16 protein-coding genes are annotated in these 17,482 nt (G+C 64.3%); 11 read left to right on the top strand and 5 right to left on the bottom strand.

Going from position 1 to position 17,482, the window contains the following annotated elements; all coding sequences use genetic code 11:
- Nucleotides 1-25: 25 nt before the first annotated feature.
- From C481_RS05475 to C481_RS05460, 4 genes are all read left to right on the top strand, one after another.
- Nucleotides 26-523 carry a hypothetical protein gene (locus C481_RS05475; RefSeq protein WP_006108128.1) on the top strand — a complete coding sequence of 166 codons (498 nt, stop codon included), beginning with the start codon at nucleotides 26-28 and terminating at the stop codon, nucleotides 521-523.
- A 127-nt stretch (nucleotides 524-650) separates the two neighbouring features.
- Nucleotides 651-1,580: a ferritin family protein gene (locus C481_RS05470; protein WP_006108127.1), complete on the top strand. Its 930-nt coding sequence runs from the start codon at nucleotides 651-653 to the stop codon at nucleotides 1,578-1,580.
- A 137-nt stretch (nucleotides 1,581-1,717) separates the two neighbouring features.
- Nucleotides 1,718-2,377 (top strand): metallophosphoesterase family protein, encoded by a 660-nt coding sequence (locus C481_RS05465; RefSeq protein WP_006108126.1) that lies wholly within the window; start codon nucleotides 1,718-1,720, stop codon nucleotides 2,375-2,377.
- A gap of 492 nt (nucleotides 2,378-2,869) precedes the next feature.
- Nucleotides 2,870-3,304 carry a universal stress protein gene (locus C481_RS05460; protein ID WP_049904449.1) on the top strand — a complete coding sequence of 145 codons (435 nt, stop codon included), beginning with the start codon at nucleotides 2,870-2,872 and terminating at the stop codon, nucleotides 3,302-3,304.
- A 68-nt stretch (nucleotides 3,305-3,372) separates the two neighbouring features.
- Here the strand turns inward: C481_RS05460 and C481_RS05455 are convergent, their stop codons facing one another.
- From C481_RS05455 to C481_RS05445, 3 genes are read right to left on the bottom strand one after another with little or no spacing between them, the layout of a single operon-like run.
- Nucleotides 3,373-4,194 (bottom strand): fumarylacetoacetate hydrolase family protein, encoded by an 822-nt coding sequence (locus C481_RS05455; protein WP_006108124.1) that lies wholly within the window; start codon nucleotides 4,192-4,194, stop codon nucleotides 3,373-3,375.
- A 36-nt stretch (nucleotides 4,195-4,230) separates the two neighbouring features.
- A complete protein-coding gene (locus C481_RS05450) occupies nucleotides 4,231-4,578 on the bottom strand; it encodes a cupin domain-containing protein (RefSeq protein WP_006108123.1) in 348 nt (115 codons plus the stop codon).
- Nucleotides 4,575-5,363 carry an SDR family oxidoreductase gene (locus C481_RS05445; RefSeq protein WP_006108122.1) on the bottom strand — a complete coding sequence of 263 codons (789 nt, stop codon included), beginning with the start codon at nucleotides 5,361-5,363 and terminating at the stop codon, nucleotides 4,575-4,577. The genes C481_RS05450 and C481_RS05445 overlap by 4 nt, the downstream gene beginning before the upstream one ends.
- Before the next feature lie 441 nt (nucleotides 5,364-5,804).
- Between C481_RS05445 and C481_RS05440 the strand changes: the two genes are divergently transcribed.
- Nucleotides 5,805-6,602: an IclR family transcriptional regulator gene (locus C481_RS05440; RefSeq protein WP_006108121.1), complete on the top strand. Its 798-nt coding sequence runs from the start codon at nucleotides 5,805-5,807 to the stop codon at nucleotides 6,600-6,602.
- A 2-nt stretch (nucleotides 6,603-6,604) separates the two neighbouring features.
- Here C481_RS05440 and C481_RS05435 read toward each other — a convergent pair whose 3' ends face one another.
- Nucleotides 6,605-7,906, bottom strand: a complete 1,302-nt coding sequence (locus C481_RS05435; protein WP_006108120.1) for a DUF362 domain-containing protein — start codon at nucleotides 7,904-7,906, stop codon at nucleotides 6,605-6,607.
- 160 nt (nucleotides 7,907-8,066) lie between these two features.
- Between C481_RS05435 and C481_RS05430 the strand changes: the two genes are divergently transcribed.
- The 6 genes from C481_RS05430 to C481_RS05405 all read left to right on the top strand — a co-directional run bounded on the left by C481_RS05430 (nucleotide 8,067) and on the right by C481_RS05405 (nucleotide 15,328).
- Nucleotides 8,067-9,176, top strand: a complete 1,110-nt coding sequence (locus C481_RS05430) for a mandelate racemase/muconate lactonizing enzyme family protein (RefSeq protein ID WP_006108119.1) — start codon at nucleotides 8,067-8,069, stop codon at nucleotides 9,174-9,176.
- 117 nt (nucleotides 9,177-9,293) lie between these two features.
- Entirely contained in the window at nucleotides 9,294-10,511 is a 1,218-nt protein-coding gene (locus tag C481_RS05425; RefSeq protein ID WP_006108118.1) for a mandelate racemase/muconate lactonizing enzyme family protein, read from the top strand.
- An 85-nt stretch (nucleotides 10,512-10,596) separates the two neighbouring features.
- Nucleotides 10,597-10,782: a hypothetical protein gene (locus C481_RS05420; RefSeq protein ID WP_006108117.1), complete on the top strand. Its 186-nt coding sequence runs from the start codon at nucleotides 10,597-10,599 to the stop codon at nucleotides 10,780-10,782.
- An 82-nt stretch (nucleotides 10,783-10,864) separates the two neighbouring features.
- A complete protein-coding gene (locus tag C481_RS05415) occupies nucleotides 10,865-12,067 on the top strand; it encodes a CaiB/BaiF CoA transferase family protein (RefSeq protein ID WP_006108116.1) in 1,203 nt (400 codons plus the stop codon).
- A gap of 93 nt (nucleotides 12,068-12,160) precedes the next feature.
- Nucleotides 12,161-13,213, top strand: coding sequence for a TAXI family TRAP transporter solute-binding subunit (locus tag C481_RS05410; RefSeq protein ID WP_006108115.1), 1,053 nt, complete (start codon nucleotides 12,161-12,163; stop codon nucleotides 13,211-13,213).
- A gap of 42 nt (nucleotides 13,214-13,255) precedes the next feature.
- Complete coding sequence (locus C481_RS05405) at nucleotides 13,256-15,328, top strand: TRAP transporter permease (protein WP_006108114.1); 2,073 nt, start codon at nucleotides 13,256-13,258, stop codon at nucleotides 15,326-15,328.
- A 302-nt stretch (nucleotides 15,329-15,630) separates the two neighbouring features.
- Here the strand turns inward: C481_RS05405 and C481_RS05400 are convergent, their stop codons facing one another.
- Nucleotides 15,631-17,331, bottom strand: coding sequence for an acyl-CoA mutase large subunit family protein (locus C481_RS05400; protein ID WP_006108113.1), 1,701 nt, complete (start codon nucleotides 17,329-17,331; stop codon nucleotides 15,631-15,633).
- Between the last annotated feature and the right edge of the window lie 151 nt (nucleotides 17,332-17,482).

The raw sequence follows: 17,482 nt of genomic DNA, 5'->3' as shown, positions 1-17,482 counted from the left end.
CGTTCGGCGGACCCACGCCCCATAGATGCAACTCGATCAGTCGACGCGGGAGACCGGATGGGGCGGAACGGTCCCCAGCGCACTCGACGCTCGCGTACTCGGCCTCGTCGTCGTGACGGCAGGGCTCGCAGCGTCGGTGAACGTCCCCTACGGCGGCGTCCCGTTCGCGGCTGCCGCGTTCGTCCTTCTCGCGGGCACCGGCGTCGTCGTGCACGTCCTCGGCGAACGAAAACTGCGACGGATCACCGACGGCCTCGTCGAACGCTGGGCCGAGGCCGGCGGCGAGATCGAAACCGTCACGAAATCCGCTACCGGCATGCGAACCGAGTGGACCGTTCGCACTTCCGACGGAACCATCACGATCGGCGGCATCGCACTCGTTCCGCTCTCTCGCCTCTCGATTGAATGGCAGGGCGTCGGCGATACGATGGACGCCAGCGAGGCGGCGGCGAACATGGACCAACTCGCAGCCACCCTCTACGAGGAGATCTTCGAAATCGGCTCGCCATCCCAGCGCGCGTAGCCGCCGCCTGCTCCGCTCTCGCCTCATCGGACGGCTCCTCCAACCACACACCGCGAACCACACCTGTTCAGTTGGTATCAGTTTCTCGTGAACTCGTCTTTAATAGTTGTACGGAATACCGTGGCCTATGGCAACTGAGTACACGCCCACCGAGCTGATGGATCGGGATTCCCGAGCGAACCGCTACTATCGTAACGCGGTCGAGCGCCACTGGGACCCCGGCGAAATCGAACTCGAGGAAGACGTTGAGAATCTCCTCGCATACATCGACGCTGCAAACGAGTTCACTCGGACGGACTGGGAGCGAACGCTGAACGGCATCGCGAAGTTCGGGGCGGGCGAGGACGCCGTCACGGAGGATCTCGCGCCGCTTGCAACGGTACTCGACGACCTCGACGAACAGCTGTTTCTGACGACGCAGTTGTACGAGGAGGCCAAACACGCCGACTTCTTCGACCGCTACTGGCGCGAGGTCATCTGGACCGTCGAGGACGAACGCGGCTGGGATCGGTCGAATCCTCGCGCGGACAAGTGGTTCAACGAGCCCTACGTCGAACTGTTCGATCGCAACCGGGCGGCCCAGTACCGGCTGCTCGAGGACGACACGCCCGAAAACCGCGCGAAGGCGTACTGTCACTACCACCTCACCGTCGAGGGGATCCTCGCCCAGACGGGCTACTACGGGATGCAAACGTCCTACGGCGGCGAGTTCGACGCGCTGCCGCATCTTCCGGGACTGGTCGAAGGGTTCAGCAAGATCCGCAGCGACGAGGGCAGACACGTCGGCTTCGGTATGAACCAGCTCAAGAAACTCATCGCCGACGGCGTCGACCCGTCGCTCGTCCAGGAGACGGTCGACGAACTCGTGCCGCTCGTCCAGGGGATCACCGAGGACGAGCGGTTCCAGCCCGACGACGAGAGCGAGCAGGTGGGTCTCGAAAACGGGAGGCTGGCCGCCTACGCACTCGAGAAGCACACGGACCGAATGCAACAGATCACGGACGCCGCAGCCGACATTCCGGACGTCGATGAACTCGTTCGGATAGAAGACGACTAGAGGTTCGACGCGGCCAAGGCCGTCCGATGACGGCCCGCGACGGATCGCTCTCGTCGGTGGCTTGAACCGACCAGCACCCCGAGAACCCCGACGACTGCCGCCACGGACACTATGGTCCCAGCGGTCGTCGCTCCCCCATGCTCGTCCTCGGTGACGCCCACGCCGCCGATCCGGCCCGCCGCGAGGCCCTGCTCGAGTGCTATCGGACGGTCGACCCCGATCACGTCCTCCAGGCCGGCGACCTCGAACACTACGACCTCCCGGCACCGACCTGGTTCATCGCCGGCAACAACGAGGACCTCGACGTGATCGAGGCGCTCCGGACCGGAAACCGACCGGCGGGAACGACCAACGCACACCTCCTTGCGAGTTCAGTCGCGGCGCTCGAGGGCCGTCGCGTCGCCGGCCTCTCGGGCAACTACGCGCCGACGAGGTACGACTGTGCACGGGCTGAACTCGAGGGAAACCGCCGCCGTCACTTCACCCACGAAGATATCGAACGGGCCGCCGACCTGTCGGATATCGACGTGCTGCTCGCTCACGAGGCCCCGACCGGCCTGCTGTACTACGGCTACGATCCGGGCTGTGAGCACGTGACCGACCTGATCGAGGCGCTCTCGCCGACCCTCTGTCTGGTCGGCCATCATCACACCCACCGCGAAGCCGAAATTGCGGGTTCCAGGGTCGTAAGTCTCGCACCCGCCTGGGAGCGCTACTACACGCTCGACCCGGCGACGCTCGAACTCACCGCCTACGACCACGAGTTCGGCTCCGGTGAACTCGCTCCTGACGAGTGACTGGTTGTGCGTTCGACTGTAACGGAGACTACCAAATCAAAACAATAGACAATAACTTTAGAATACTCGAACGGAGAGTAGGGACATAAATACCTGTTCCACCGTTACAGGCGATAGAATCCCCAGATGGGCGTCTTTCTAAATAAGAAGATGCGATTCGACGCAGCGGAGTACCGATATATCAAACATCCTCCTAGGGCCTCAAATGACGAATACGCCGTTCTTCTGGAGAACGGTGAGGAAATCCCGTACAAACACTATATTTGAGATTTTCGATGATACATCTGATTTCCAATATACAACATTATACGTCAAATCCATCGGGACTGTCAGCGCAGTATCAATATCGATACTGATACCCTCGCGGCGGACGGCGAATCCGGTTCCGCCGTCGCTGCTCCCCGTCGTAACCAGTCCCGATACCGATCAGTCGTCGAAGAGAGACGACGGCCCGCCAGGACACTTAAGGGGCCGCTCGAAGAGGGATACGATATGTATCGCGCTTTATTGTCGGTCAACCGGAACGAACGACGAACGGACCAGGCGATCTCGATTCTCCGCTCGCTCCCCGGCGATCCGTCGGACATCGAGGTCGTCGCTCTGAACGTCTTCGAGAAGTTCGACGTGACCGGCGTCAGCGGCCGCGTCAATTCGGAAAATCTCTACGACGAAACGGCCTTCCCACAGCACGCCGAGACCGCGCTCGCCGAACTCGAAGACGAGGGGATGTCGATCGAAATGCGGCGGGAACACGGCGATCCGGCCGAGACGATCCTCGAGGTTGCCTCGGAGATCGACGCCGACAGTATCGTGCTGTGCGGCCGCGAGCGGAGCCCGACCGGGAAGGTACTGTTCGGCAGCGTCACGCAGTCGGTCCTGCTTTCGGCGGATCGGCCCGTCATCACCCAGATGCAGACCGAAGACTGAGTCGTCAGCGGCTCCGCACCCGCAGTTTCCGACGGCAGATAAGCGTCCGGTGCTCGTCCCCGCCGTCGTCAGCGAACGACCGGAGCATCGACGGTGCCAATCGATTCCACTGCGGCGCTGACGTGATCGCCGGGCGAGATCGGCTCCGCGCCGGGCGTCCCGGTGCTGATCAGATCGCCCGGTTCGAGCGTCATCACGTCGCTGTGAAACGAGACGAGTTCAGCCGGCGGGAACAGCATGTTTCGGATCTCGTTTGCGGCCGCCACTTGCTCGTTGACGATGGTACGGACTGTCAGCTCCTCGAGTGCGAGCGGTTCCTCGGGGACGGCGATCGCCGGGCCGACGACGAGGAACGAGTCGAAGCTCTTGGCGCGGGTGAGAAATCGCGGGTTGCGACGGAGGATGTCCTCCGCGGTCATGTCGATAACCGGTAGATAGCCCGCAATCACGTCGGCAGTGGTCTCTATGTCGATGTTTCGGCAGGAGCGGCCGATGAGTACGGCGAGTTCGGCTTCGGCGGTGACGCCGTCTGTCTGCTCGATCGGCGGCAGTCTGATCGGGCCGCCCGGGCCGGTGAGCGCGCTTTCGGGTTTCATGAAACTCGCCGGTTCGTCGGGTCGCTGTTCGTCCAGGTCGCCGGCGTGGTCGGCGTAGTTGAGGCCGATTCCCCAGAGTTTGCCGAACTCGGCGAGCGGCGGGCCGAACTGGATGTGTGCCGGATCGATTCGCGCGGCCGGAACGGTGTCGAGATCGGGCAGTGTTCCGGCGGCGGCAAGCGCCAGCGCGTCCCTGACGGCCGTCAGTTCGGGCATCGCCGCCGCCAGTGGCACGTAGCCGTCGTCGTCGCCGAGAAGCGGCGTTCCGTCGATGGTGCGTGCGAGGTACTTCATTGGGTGTCTCCGAATCCGTGGTCTCTCGATGGGAAGTCAGTCGTCCCGATCCGTCCAGAAGTCGAACGAGCGCCCGGGCGCGAACACGTCCAGCCCGACCGCGAGTTCGTCGCCGGTGTTCTCGACGCGGTGGGACTCCCAGGCGTCGAGCCAGACGGAATCGTACCGTTCGAGCGTGATCTCGTCGTCCTCGGTCGCGACCGTCAACTCGCCCTCGAGACAGAGACAGACCTGCTCGTTCTCGTGGTCGTGCATCGGCGAGCTGTGGCCCGGCGGCTTTTCGAACCACTCGAAGGAGAACGAGTCGCTGCCGGCCATCGAGACCCGTCGCCAGCCGTCGTCGGGCTCGTAGGTCTCGGCCTCGTCGAACGGGACCGGTTTCATAGGTTCGCTCCGGTCGACCCCCCGTCGATGAGGACGCTCTCGCCGTTGATGTAGCCCGACAGCGGCGAGGAGAGGAACGCGACGGTGTTGCCCAGTTCCATCGGATCGCCGACGCGCTCGAGCGGGTTGCTCGCCCAGTCGTCGAGCCCCGCTTCGTAGGAGTCGTACTCGCCGCGGTCGACGGCCTGATTGACGAGTTCTTCGATGCGCTCGGTCTCGTGTGGTCCGGGAAGCACCGCGTTCGTCCGCACGTCGGGCGCGAACTCCTGCGAGAGGGTCTTCTCCAGGCCGATGACGCTCATCCGAACCGAGTTCGATAGGACGAGGCTGTCGATCGCCTCTTTGACGCTCCGGGAGGTGATGTTGACGATGGTTCCCGCGTCGCTCTCGCGCAGGTGCGGTTCCGCCTCCCGAGCTAGGCGGACGACGCTCATGACGAGCAGGTCGTAGGCCTGGTACCAGTCCTCGTCGTCGGTGTCGAGGAACGGACCGGACGGCGGGCCGCCGGCGCTCGTCACGAGGTGGTCGATGCCGCCGAACTCGTCGACGGTCGTCTCGACCAGCGCTTCGATGTCGTCCTCGTCGGTCAGATCGCCCTGCTGGGTGACGATCTCGCCGGTCGCGTCCGATTCGATATCGGCTTTCGCGTCCGCGAGTCGATCCGCGTCGCGGCCGTTGATGACGACGTTTGCGCCCTCCCGGGCGAGCGCCCGCGCAGACGCCTTTCCGAGGCCGCTCGAGGAGGCCGTCACCAGCGCCGCGTTGCCGTCGATCTGTAGGTCCATATCGTCCGTAAAGCCAAAGGAGAGCATGAAAAAGGTTGCCGTTGCGGTAATCCCAACGGGAGGCGAGACTTCGTCGGCAACCGCTGGATTCCGTGCTACGGAATCAGCTTGTGCCCACACGTACCTCGGCTTTCAACGGCTAACGACCGTCTTTTCCACAGCCATGCGGTTTCGTCCGCTTAGTACTCGATAATAGATTACATATGTACACTTGTAATGTGACAGCGCCGTTCGACCGACGACACGCCTCGTCCGATTCTTGAATTCCGGCCCATAGAAGCGTTTCGTGACGCCGTCTGCAGTCACAGCCCCGGCTAACCGCTGTACCAGACGCGCTACCGCAGGATCCTCGCTATCCGGGTGAACCAGCAGCGTTACACTTCGGTCACGATAGATTCCACAGGGCGGAACTACTAAGTAGCGGTCCGACCGACAGTCACTATGGCGGACCGGAACGACACCGACGCGATCCAGACCACGAACACCAGCTTCGAAATTATTCACGCGCTGCAGGAACTCGGTCCCGCCCGCCTCTCCGCGATTGCGGATCGGCTCGGACTGGCAGAAAGCACGACACACAGGCACTTGCAGACGCTTTCGGACCTTCGATACGTCTCTCGCGACGGCGACCGCTATCAGATCGGCCTGCGCTTTGCGCGGTTGGGCCGGGCCGCCCAGACGCGCGATCCGGCCTACGAGATGGCCAAGCCTCATATCCAGGAACTCGCCGAGGAAACCGGCGAACGCGCCCAGTTCGTCGTCGAAGACCACGGGCTCGGCATCTACCTGCACGTCGAAACCGGTAGCCGGGCCGTCCGCGTCGGCTTCGGCGTCGGCCGACAGATCCACCTCCACTCCTCCTCCGCCGGCAAGGCGATCCTCGCACACTCCCCCCGCGAGCACGTCGACGACATCCTCGATCAGTGGGGCCTGCCCGCCCACGCGACGAACACGATCACCGACCGCGACGCGCTCTACGACGAACTGGAAACCGTCCGTGAGCGCGGCGTCGCGTTCAACCGCGAGGAACACGTCGACGGCCTCAACGGCACCGCGGTCCCGGTCAAACGCGACGGCCGGGCCGTCGGCGCACTCGCCGTCGCCGGCCCCTCACACCGCCTCACCGGCGAGTGGTTCGAAGACGAGGTTCCGAGCATGATGCTCGCCGCCGCGAACGAACTCGAACTGAACGTGACCTACGCCTCGGACGCGAGTGCAACGGACCACATTGTAGAGTAGCCTCAGGCATCGAACGCGGCCGTACCGTCCCCGAATCGCAGCCGTTCTCGCTCGAGCACGGTGATCTCGTCGTCGCTCTCGAGTTCAGCGGCAAGCGCCTCGGAGACGCGGAACTCGGCGAGGGCGGTCGTGTTCTCGATCCAGACGATGCGGGCGGTGGCGGGATCGTAGCCGCCGAGGGCGGGCAGCGCGATCCGAAGCGCGAGTTCGTCGTCCGGTGCGACGGGCGGGAGTTTCGCCTTGGAGAGCGAGCCGCTGGTCAAGGCGTTCGCGTACACTTTCTGAAGGTCGAGTTGCTCGACCGCTCGCCGGCGCGTGATGTCCGCGAGGCCGATGCCGTTGCCGTTGCCCTTCGTCTTCTCGGTAAGTCCGCGCGCGTAGATGAGATCGATCGAGGGCTCGTCGGGATCGGGCGCGTTGATGACTCGATACCGGCCGATCACGTTCGTGTCCATGCCCGCGCCGGAGATCTCCTTCCCGAGTTCGTCGACGACGAGGAGGTCGATGTCGTCGGCGGGCAGCGTCGCCATCTCCGCGGTCGCCCGCTCGAGCAGTTCGGGTTCGCGCGTCTCGAGTTCGAGTGCCGGAATCGCCTCGATGTGGCCGAGTTCCTCGTGGAAGTTTTCGACGAGCGCGAGGCCGCCGAGCAGCGGGGTGGAGTCGCGGATGGCGGCGGTTAGCGCCTCGATGGTGGGGACGTAGCCTTCCGCGAGCGCCGTCGAGTGAAACGCCCGCGCGCCTCGCTGTTTGCCGAGGCCGACGGCGAGCATCTTGCAGCACCCGCTTTCGATCCGGCCGGTGAAGTTCGTGTGCGGTTTGACCCGGTTGATCACCAGTACCGCGTCCGCCTCGAGTGCGGCGGCGGAGAAGTAGACCGGTGTGGCCGTGTCGCCGACGGCGACCTCGTCGACCTGCTCGACGGCCATCGTGGCTTCGACGGGAGCACCGACGCGCTCCTCGCTGATCCCGAGCGCGGCGAGGATTTCGCGCTGGCCCTCGGGCGTCGCGCCGCCGTGGCTCCCCATCGCGGGAACGATGATCGGCTCGAATCCCCGCTCGTCGAGCGTGGCAACCGTCTCCGCGGCGATGTCCGCGATCCGGTGAATCCCTCTGCTGCCGAGGCCGACCGCCACGGTTGCGCCCGGTTCGAGTTCGTCGAGCGGGAGTCGCTCCAGCTCGTCGCGGACCGTTTCGAGCGGGGTGTCGAGCGTCGCAGTGGCCGGGTCGTATCGAACGCGTGCGAACGACGGGAGCGGCTGCGGGTCGAGCAGTTCCTGGAGGTCGCACCGATCGGGGAACTCCATAGTGGCTTGTTTCGATCGTGGTATATATACTATCGGCCACGTACGGGATTCCGCGGCGTGAAACGGGATCGGCGGGGGGAGGGTTGAATCTGAACCGTAACCACAGGCGACACTTGCCGCATGGTGAATGGTTTTTGGTACCGTTTGACGTGCATCGACTGTGGAGATCACAGCAATCGAGAGCGTTCCGGTAGAGATCCCGCTGGCGGAGCCGGTGTCCTTCTCGAACCGGACGCTGACCGCCCGCGACCACGCGATCACGTTCGTTCGCACCGCGGACGGCCGCGAGGGCGTCGGCTACTCGCTCGGGTACGAGGGCGCGCACCTGATCTCGCAGGCGGTGGAGTCGCTCCTCGAGCCGATGCTCGTCGGGGAGGACCCGCGAGACACCGAACGACTGTGGCGCGAGATGTACGACGGGACCGTTCAAATCGGCCGCTCAGGACTCCTCCTGCGGGCGATTTCGACCGTCGATATCGCGCTGTGGGACCTGAAAGCGAAGATCGCCGAGCAGCCGCTGTACAAACTCCTCGGCGGGCACGCCGACGCGGTTCCGTCCTACGCCAGCGGCGGCTACTACCGCGACGACAAGGGCCACGAGGGGCTGCGCGAGGAGATGCGCCGGTACGTCGACGAGGGCCACGACGTCGTCAAAATGAAGGTCGGCCGGCGGTCCCTCGAGGCGGAAGCCGATCGCGTCGCGGCCGTCCGCGAGGAAATCGGCGACGAGCGCACCCTGTTGCTCGACGCCAACGGGGCCTGGTCGAGCGCGACGGAAGCCATCCGCAACTGCCGCGCGTTCGAACCCTACGACCCGTACTTCATCGAAGAACCGGTCATGATCGACAGCACCGAGGCGATGACCGCGGTCAACGACGCGATCTCGTACCCGGTCGCGACGGGTGAACTCGAGGGTCCGCGCTACGACTTCGAGCGGCTGTACAGCGACGGCGCGGCGACCATCCTCCAGCCGGACGCGACGGTCTGTGGCGGCATCACGGAGTGGCTCAAGATCGCCCACCACGCGGCGGCGCTCGACGTGCCGATCGCGCCTCACTACAACTGGAACCTTCACGCCTCGCTGGTCGGCTCGATCGAGAACGCCCTCTGGGTGGAGTACTTCTATCGGGACATGGACGTGAAGGTCTTCGACGACATCGTCGAAGCGCCGTTGCGCCCGGACGACGGCATGATTTCCCTGCCGGAGGAGCCGGGACACGGCGTCCGATTGGACGAGGGTGCGATCGAGCGGTTCCGATACGAGCGATGAGACGAACGCCCAGCCTCCAACCACCGACACTGCACGCGGAACACACCCGAGCGAATCGATACCCGATCCGTCCGGCGAACCGAACTCCGACTCGTCACCGACCGACTTACCGACACCATGAAAGACTTCTCCAACCGGATCGAGAACCGAGCCGACAGCCGCACCGTCGAAATCACCGCCATCGACACCTGCGTCGTCGAGGGCAACTTCGAGTGGAACCTCATCAGGATCGAAACCGACGCCGGCGTCACCGGCATCGGCGAAGCCTACCGCGGCGGCGGCGTCCCCGAACTCGTCGAGTACGCCGAACGCTTCCTGCTCGGCGAGAACCCGCTCGACGTCCAGCGCCTCTACAGACGGATCATCCAGGAGATGTCCGGCCACGGCGGCACGACCGGCAAGGTCGTCACCGCGGCCTCCGGCATCGAAATCGCCCTCTGGGACGCCGCCGGGAAACTCCTCGACCTGCCGGTCTACCAGTTGCTCGGCAGCAAACTCCGCGACGAGGTCCGCATCTACTGCGACTGCCACGCCGGCGAGGCCTACGCCGTCGAGGACGGCTACACCGACTACGCGGACGCCGAGGCCTACTCGCCCGAGGCCTACGCGAACGAGGCCCGCCGCGTCGTCGACACGGGCTTTCGCGCTCTCAAATTCGACCTCGACCTCGAGCAAGACAACGATCCCGACCCGTTCAACGGCCGACTCACGAACGGCGCCATCGAGGAGAAACGCGAGATCGTCGCCGCCGTCCGCGAGGAGATCGGCGACGACGTCGACCTCGCGTTCGACTGCCACTGGGACTACTCCGTCGAGAGCGCGAAACGGCTCGCCTACGAACTCGAGCCCTACGACCTCATGTGGCTCGAAGACCTCGTCCCGCCGGAAAACATGGACGCCCAGAAGGAAGTCACGAAGGCCACGCGCACGCCGGTCGCCACCGGCGAGAACCGATTTCGCGTCCACGAACTTTCGGGCCTCATCTACGACCACGGCGTCGACATCGTCACGCCCGATCCGACGACCGTCGGCGGCCTCGGCGAAACGATGCGTATCGCCGACCGCGCCGAAGAAAACTACATCCCGATCTCACCGCACAACGTCTGTAGCCCGGTCGGGACGATGGCCTGCGTCCACCTCGGCGCAGTGATCCCCAACTTCGACGTCCTCGAGTTCCACGCGCTCGAGGTCGACTGGTGGGACGATCTGACCGAGCGCGATGAACCGCTGATCCGGGACGGCTCCATCGAGGTTCCGGAGACGCCGGGCCTCGGCGTTGAACTCGACGACCGCGTCGTCGAGGAACACCTGCTCGACGGGACCACCGGCTTCTAGGGCGTCGATTCCAGCGGTGCCGACGAGTTCAGCTTTGAAACGACAAAACGAGTGGATTTAACACGGTAGTCAGTGTGTATCACGCATGGCTTCGGACGAGACGATCGGAACGCGGGTGGTAGAGACGCTCGGCCGCGTCCACGAGCGCTACGACGAGACGGCGGCGGGTATCCGGACGTACGTCCCCGCCGCCGTCACTGCCATCGAGGTCGTCCTCGCCCTGGCGCTGTTCGCGATGCTTGCCCTCTGGTTCGTCCGCTATCTCGGCTGACGACGCTGCAGGGATCGTCCGCGGGCCGGGCGAGGCGAGAGAGAACGGAGTGCTCATTACGGGAGCGAACGGTACTCGAGACATGACATCCGACCCGCTGTCGACGCCGGCCGGGACGCCGACGGAGAACGCCCCGCTCGAGGGCGTTCGCGTCCTCGACTGTACGCAGATGCTTTCGGGACCCTTCGCGACGCAACTGCTCGCGGATATGGGCGCGGACGTCGTCAAGATCGAACGGCCCGACCGCGGCGACATCACGCGAAGCGTCGGTCCCGAAATCGGCGACTCCGGTCTCACCGCCTACTTCACGTCGCTCAACCGCGGCAAGCGAAGCGTTGAGTTGAACCTGGCCTCCGAGGAGGGTGCCGCCGCCCTCGAACGCCTCGCCGAGACGGCCGACGTGCTCGTCGAGAACTACCGTCCCGGCACGATGGCAAAGTGGGGCCTCGACTACGACGACCTCCGCGAGGTCACCGACGAACTCGTCTACTGCTCTATCTCCGGCTTTCTCGAGGGACCCTACCGCGACATGCCCGCCTTCGACATGGTCGTCCAGGCGCTCGGCGGCAGCATGAGCATCACCGGCCAAGCGGACGGCCCGCCGGCCCGCCCCGGCATTCCGATCGGCGACATCTGCGCCGGCATGTACGCCGTCATCGGCATCACGACCGCACTCTACAACGACGAGAGCCAGTACATCGACGTGCCCATGTTCGAAGGGCTCGTCTCCTGGCTCACCGAGCGGGCGGGGCGCACGTTCGTCACCGAGGAACCGTACCCGCGACGGGGCACCGTCCACCCCTCGCTGGCACCCTACCGCACCGTCGAAACCGCAGACGGCTGGTTCGCCGTCGCCATCGGCAGCGACGACACCTGGACCGCGTTCTGTGAGGCCATCGACCGCCCCGAACTCGCGACCGACGACCGCTACGCGGCCAACAACGATCGCGTCGAGCATCGCGAATCGCTGACGGCTGCACTCGAACCGATCTTCGAGCAGCGAACGAACGACGAGTGGTTCGAACTGTTCCGCGAGCGCGGCCTGCCGGGAGCGCCGGTCCAGGACACCGTCGAGGTCTTCGAGGACGAACACCTCCGGGCGAGCGGAACGCTCGACGAGCTGACGATCGACGGCGTCGACCTTCCGTTCCCAACCTGCCCGATCGAGTTCACCGGCAAGACGACGCGATCGGGACACGAACCGCCGCGGCTCGGCGAGCACACGGAGCCGGTGCTCTCGGCCGTGCTGTCCGACGAGGCGCTTGCGAGCGTCCTCGGGCGATAGCGCCGCTTGCTGACCGAGTTCGGTTTTCGCTCCAGTGGTACGTTATCTCTCACCAAAGAATATATACGATACCCAGTCGATGGTAGACCCATCATGGTTATTGGTAACGTCAGCCGCCGGAGCGTCCTACAGACAGGTGCAGCGATCGGTGCGCTCGGCGCGGCGGGCTGTTTGGGCGGCGGGGGCGGAGATACAGTTCGAATGGGCGCGTCCGCCGGCGGCACGTGGGACGTCGGACTGGCGTTCGAACAGGCCGTCTCCGACCACGGCGAGGACGTGGCGTACTCGACGATCGAAAGTCCGGGCTACGTCGGGACGACGAACCGGATGAGCGACGGTCAGGTCGACGGCGGCATCGTCGACACGAACACGATGTCCAAAGCGATGAACAGCGAGGATATGTTCGCCGACAGTCCGGTCGAGACGCTCCCCTGGCAGGGGTTTCTCGCCTTTCCCTACAGCATTTACGTCGTCGCCCGTTCTGACACCGACATCGAAACCTTCGACGATCTCGCGGGTGCCACCGTCTACCCGGCCGAGCCCGGCTACTCGACCCGCGCGACGACGCTCGACGTCTGGCAGATGCCCCAGGTCGCGGACGTCTACGAGGAGATGGACATCGTCGACATGGGCGTCGACGACGCCCCCGGTGCGATGGAAGAGGGGACGATCGACGCCGCGATCGCCTACGGCACCCCCGGCGTCGGCAACACCGGCTTCGTCGTCGAGTACGACAGTCGGACCGACGTTCGATACGTCGAACACACGGACGAACTCGTCGAGGCGATCCAGGAGTACTCCGGTGCCGGGTTTTCGGAGTACGACGACGTCGTCGAAGACTTCCAGTGGCAACAGGACATCGGTGCCGACGGGATCGTCTCCTGGGACCTCGAAGTGACGTTTACGTTTCACCCCGAGACGTCCACGGATCGCGTCTACGAACTCACGCGGATCGCACACGAACACGGAGACGCCGTTCGCGACGCCGAACCGCGATTCACCCCCGAATCGCTCGACGAACTCACGTCGGCGGCGATCGGCGACTACCCCTGGCATCCCGGTGCGGCGGAGTACTACCAGGACCAGGACGCCTGGAACGACGACTGGCTCGTCGGCGATCCCGACGACGCCGGCTCTTACAACTGACGACGGGCGGACGACCTGCGCTACTGACCCACCACTGCAACCATGACGACAGCACAACCGACACCGACGACCGTTCGAGAAACAACGCTCCGATACCTCAACTCCGCGATCACGATCGGCGCGCTGCTCTTCTGGGGAATCGTCCTCTTCTGGGCGAGTTCACCCGGCACGCTGAGCCGAGCGCAGTACGCCGTCGTGTTCCTCGGCAGCATTCTGGTACTGTACATCCTCAACGAGGCGGTTGGATCGATCGAAGCCGGCGACGATCTCGATCTGTTGATACTGATCGCCTGCGCCAGCGTGATGATCGTCGCCTGCGCCTACCTGTTTACGAACTTCGAAGCCGTCTACCAGCAGCGGCAGGGACGGGCGCTGGAGCACGAGTACCACCTCGCCTGGCTGGTGGTCGCCGTCATCCTGTACCTGACCTGGCGGTCCTACGGGAAGATTTTCCTCGGTCTCGTCGTCGGTGCGATCCTGTACGCCCTCTACGGGTGGATGCTGCCCGGCATCTTCGGCCACGCCGGAATCGATACGCGGTACATGTTGCAGGTTCTGATCACCGATCTCGGCGGGTTCTTCGGCTCGCTGACGCAGCTTACGGCCACGCTGATCGCGCCGTTTCTCCTGTACGCCGGACTGTTGTTCGCCTACGGCGCGTTCGATCTCATCCTTCGGGTGGCGATCGCGAGCTCGAAGTACATCGAATCGGGCGTCGCCCAGACCGCCGTCCTCGCGAGCGCGATCATCGGCTCGGTGAACGGCAGTTACGCCGCAAACGCCGGGATGACCGGCTCGTTCACCATTCCGACGATGATCGACAGCGGCCTCCGCCCGCGGACGGCGGCCGCGATCGAGGGGACGGCCTCGACCTCCGGGCAGGTCCTGCCGCCGGTCATGGGTGCCTCGGCGTTCGTGATGGCCTCGTTCCTCCAGATCGCCTACGTCGACGTCATCGCCGCCGGACTGCTGCCCGCCGCGATCCTCGTCGCCAGCATCGTCATCGGCGTCCACTACACCTCGATTCGCGAGGTCGGGAGCCAGGACCTGCAGTTCGATGACCTCTTCGACAATCGGCTCACCCGCGGGGACAAACTCGTTGAAGGAATTCGATTCGGCATCCCCTTCGTCGTCCTGATCGCCCTGCTCGGCGTGTTGCAGTGGACCGTCGCGACGTCCGCCCTCTGGACCATTGCCACCATGATCGGCCTCGGTATCGCGACCCCCGTGCTCCAGTCGATCTACGCGGTCGCCACCGGACGCCGATCCGCGACCGTCGAACTCGACGACCGGCCGTCGCCCCGAAGCCCGCGCCTCCGTTCGGTCCGCCGGTCCCGCATCGTCGACTCGCTCGTCACCGAACTCGGCAACACCGTCGCCGGCTTTCGCCGTGGCGCGATCATCCTCGCGCCGATCGCCATCATCCTGGCCGCCGTCAACGGCATCGTCGACCTGCTGATGGTGACCGGCACCCCCTCGAAGATCGCGCTGATGCTGATGGACATCTCCGGCGGCGTCCTGTTCATCGCCGCCATCCTCGGCATGCTCGTCTGTATCGTCATGGGCATCGGCATGCCGACCGTCGCGGCCTACGTGATTACCTCCACCCTCGTCGCTCCGGCGTTCGTCAACGACTTCGGCGTCCCCGAACTCGCGGCCCACTACATGGTGTTCTACGCCGCCGTCATGGCCGGCGTCACCCCGCCCGTCGCCATCGCCGTCGTCGTCGCCGCCGGCATCGCCGAATCCAACTTCTGGGAAACGTGCGCCACCGCGATGACGATCGCCGCGCCGCTTTTCGTCCTCCCCCTGTCGTTCATCTACCACCCTGAACTCGTCTCGACCGCACTCGGTCTCCAGTCGCTAATCACGGCCGGTGCCGTCCTGCTCGGCGCGGTGACGATCATCTACGGGCTCAACTATCCGTTTTACTTCGACCGCCAGTACACCATCCCGATCCGCTTCGGCCTGTTCTGGCTCGGCGCGTTCATCATGGTCTACCCGGCCCTGTTTGCCCAGGTTGCTGGCATCGCCGTCTTCGCACTCGTCTTCATCGCCGAAAAGTACCTCTCAGACAGTTGGACGGTACCGGTCGGATCCGAACTTACCCGATAGGTCAATGATGTATATGATATAATTCTATTCTGCCGATCTCACAGAACGCAGAACTATTCGCAATAGCAGATGGCCTCATCTGGTGTCTGCGTTCTATACGCATTTCAAGGGCTCTCGTCCCAATTCAGATCGTCTCTCCGTTCAACACATATCGTTCGTTCACGGTCAACTTTTTCACTGAATTAGCCACTATAATGCCTCAAAGAGCGATTTACGTCGGATATTGAATTCAACGGCAGCACTCAGGTTCGTTCTCTCCCTCCGACGTATGTCGGTACAACAGATATTTTGTAGATCCGGTATTAAACCGGGCTGAGTTCCTCCTGATACGCACCGTGATGGTCCTCGAACACCTGCATGATCTCGCCCATCGTCGCGTAGGTCTTGACCGCATCGACGATGTACGGCATGACGTTTTCGTTCGTCGGAATCGCGTCCGAGAGGGCCGCAAGCGCCGCCTCGACCGCCTCGTCGTCGCGCTCGCGCTTGACCCGCTCGAGCCGCTCGAGCTGTCGATCCCGCGTCGTCTCGTCGATCTCGAGGATCTCCGGCGACGTATCCTCCTCGATCGTGAACTCGTTGACGCCGACGACGACTTCCTCGCCGCGCTCGACGCGCTGTTGGTACTCGTAGCTCGAGTCCTGAATCTCCCGCTGGAAGTACCCCTGCTCGATCCCGTCGAGAACGCCGTCGCGGATCGACCCGTCGCCCATCTCCTGGATCTCCTCGAGGTAGGCCGTGATCTGGGCTTCCATCTCGTTCGTGAGTTTCTCGATCGCGAAACTGCCGCCCATCGGATCGACGATGTCGGCCGCGCCGGACTCTTCGGCGATGATCTGCTGGGTCCGCAGGGCGACTCGGACCGCCTTCTCGGTCGGCAGCGCGAGCGCCTCGTCGAAACTGTTCGTGTGCAACGACTGCGTGCCGCCGAAGACGCCCGCCAGCGCCTGAATCGTCACCCGAACGATGTTGTTGAGCGGCTGCTGGGCGGTCAGCGACTGGCCGGCCGTCTGCGTGTGGAACTTGAGCCGCTTGGACTCGTCGCGCTCGGCGTCGTACCACTCCTCCATGACGCGGGCGTAAATCCGCCGCGAGGCGCGGAACTTCGCCACCTCCTCGAAGATCGAGTTGTGCGAGTTGAAGAAAAAGGACAGCAGCGGCGCGAACTCGTCGACATCCAGGCCGCGGTCCAGACAGTCCTCGACGTAGGCGAAGCCGTCCGCGAGGGTGAACGCGGCCTCCTGGGCCGCCGTCGATCCCGCTTCGCGGATGTGGTAGCCCGAGATGGAAACCGGGTGGAACTTCGGCGTCTCCTCGACGGCGAACTCGATCGTGTCGGTGACGACCTCGAGCGACGGCTGCGGGGGAACGACCCACTCCTTCTGCGCGATGAACTCCTTCAGCATGTCGTTCTGCAAGGTTCCTCGGATCTCATCGCGCGGAACGCCCTGCTGGTCGGCCAGCGCGATGTACATCGCGTAGATGACCGCCGCGGAGGGGTTGATCGTAAACGAGGTCGATACCTCGCCGATATCGATGCCGTCGAAGAGGATTTCCATATCTCGCAGCGTGTCCACCGCGACGCCCTCCTTGCCGACCTCTCCCTGACTCATCCGGTGGTCCGAGTCGATCCCCATCAGCGACGGCATGTCGAACGCCGTCGAGAGACCCGTCTGGCCCTGATCGATCAAGTAGTGAAACCGCTCGTTCGTCTCCTCCGCCGTCCCGAAGCCGGCGAACTGGCGCATCGTCCACGTGCGTCCGCGATACATCGTCGGATACGGGCCGCGCGTGTACGGCGGCTCGCCGGGGAATCCCAGATCGTCCTCGTAGTCGAGTTCGGCGATGTCGTCGGGCGTATAGAGGCGGTCGACCTCGTGGTTCGAGACCGTCGCGAACCGATTCTGGCGCTCGCCGCGGTGGTCGAGGGTCGACTCGAGCGTCTCCTCGGTCCACTGCTCGCGCCGTTCGCGAATCCGGTCTATCTCTTCCTGGTCGAACATTAGTGAGGATATGTCTGGCAGGAATCTAAAGTCTTGTTGTTACTCGTTGAACGGTCGTCCGCCAGCGGCGGGGACGGCCATCTCGGATCATTTCGACCGGTGGCGAGTACGAGTCGACTCGGACCGTCCCGGGATCGGTGTCGAAACCATA

This window comes from Natrialba asiatica DSM 12278 (assembly GCF_000337555.1).
GTDB lineage: Archaea > Halobacteriota > Halobacteria > Halobacteriales > Natrialbaceae > Natrialba > Natrialba asiatica.
This window is presented reverse-complemented; position numbering and strand designations above follow the sequence as displayed.

Bases quoted from the DNA above. Each gene is read 5' to 3' on its own strand.
- C481_RS05475 (WP_006108128.1), top strand. From the start codon at position 26: ATGCAACTCGATCAGTCGACGCGGGAGACCGGATGGGGCGGAACGGTC.
- C481_RS05470 (WP_006108127.1), top strand. From the start codon at position 651: ATGGCAACTGAGTACACGCCCACCGAGCTGATGGATCGGGATTCCCGA.
- C481_RS05465 (WP_006108126.1), top strand. From the start codon at position 1,718: ATGCTCGTCCTCGGTGACGCCCACGCCGCCGATCCGGCCCGCCGCGAG.
- C481_RS05460 (WP_049904449.1), top strand. From the start codon at position 2,870: ATGTATCGCGCTTTATTGTCGGTCAACCGGAACGAACGACGAACGGAC.
- C481_RS05455 (WP_006108124.1), bottom strand. From the start codon at position 4,194: ATGAAGTACCTCGCACGCACCATCGACGGAACGCCGCTTCTCGGCGAC.
- C481_RS05450 (WP_006108123.1), bottom strand. From the start codon at position 4,578: ATGAAACCGGTCCCGTTCGACGAGGCCGAGACCTACGAGCCCGACGAC.
- C481_RS05445 (WP_006108122.1), bottom strand. From the start codon at position 5,363: ATGGACCTACAGATCGACGGCAACGCGGCGCTGGTGACGGCCTCCTCG.
- C481_RS05440 (WP_006108121.1), top strand. From the start codon at position 5,805: ATGGCGGACCGGAACGACACCGACGCGATCCAGACCACGAACACCAGC.
- C481_RS05435 (WP_006108120.1), bottom strand. From the start codon at position 7,906: ATGGAGTTCCCCGATCGGTGCGACCTCCAGGAACTGCTCGACCCGCAG.
- C481_RS05425 (WP_006108118.1), top strand. From the start codon at position 9,294: ATGAAAGACTTCTCCAACCGGATCGAGAACCGAGCCGACAGCCGCACC.
- C481_RS05420 (WP_006108117.1), top strand. From the start codon at position 10,597: ATGGCTTCGGACGAGACGATCGGAACGCGGGTGGTAGAGACGCTCGGC.
- C481_RS05415 (WP_006108116.1), top strand. From the start codon at position 10,865: ATGACATCCGACCCGCTGTCGACGCCGGCCGGGACGCCGACGGAGAAC.
- C481_RS05410 (WP_006108115.1), top strand. From the start codon at position 12,161: ATGGTTATTGGTAACGTCAGCCGCCGGAGCGTCCTACAGACAGGTGCA.
- C481_RS05405 (WP_006108114.1), top strand. From the start codon at position 13,256: ATGACGACAGCACAACCGACACCGACGACCGTTCGAGAAACAACGCTC.
- C481_RS05400 (WP_006108113.1), bottom strand. From the start codon at position 17,331: ATGTTCGACCAGGAAGAGATAGACCGGATTCGCGAACGGCGCGAGCAG.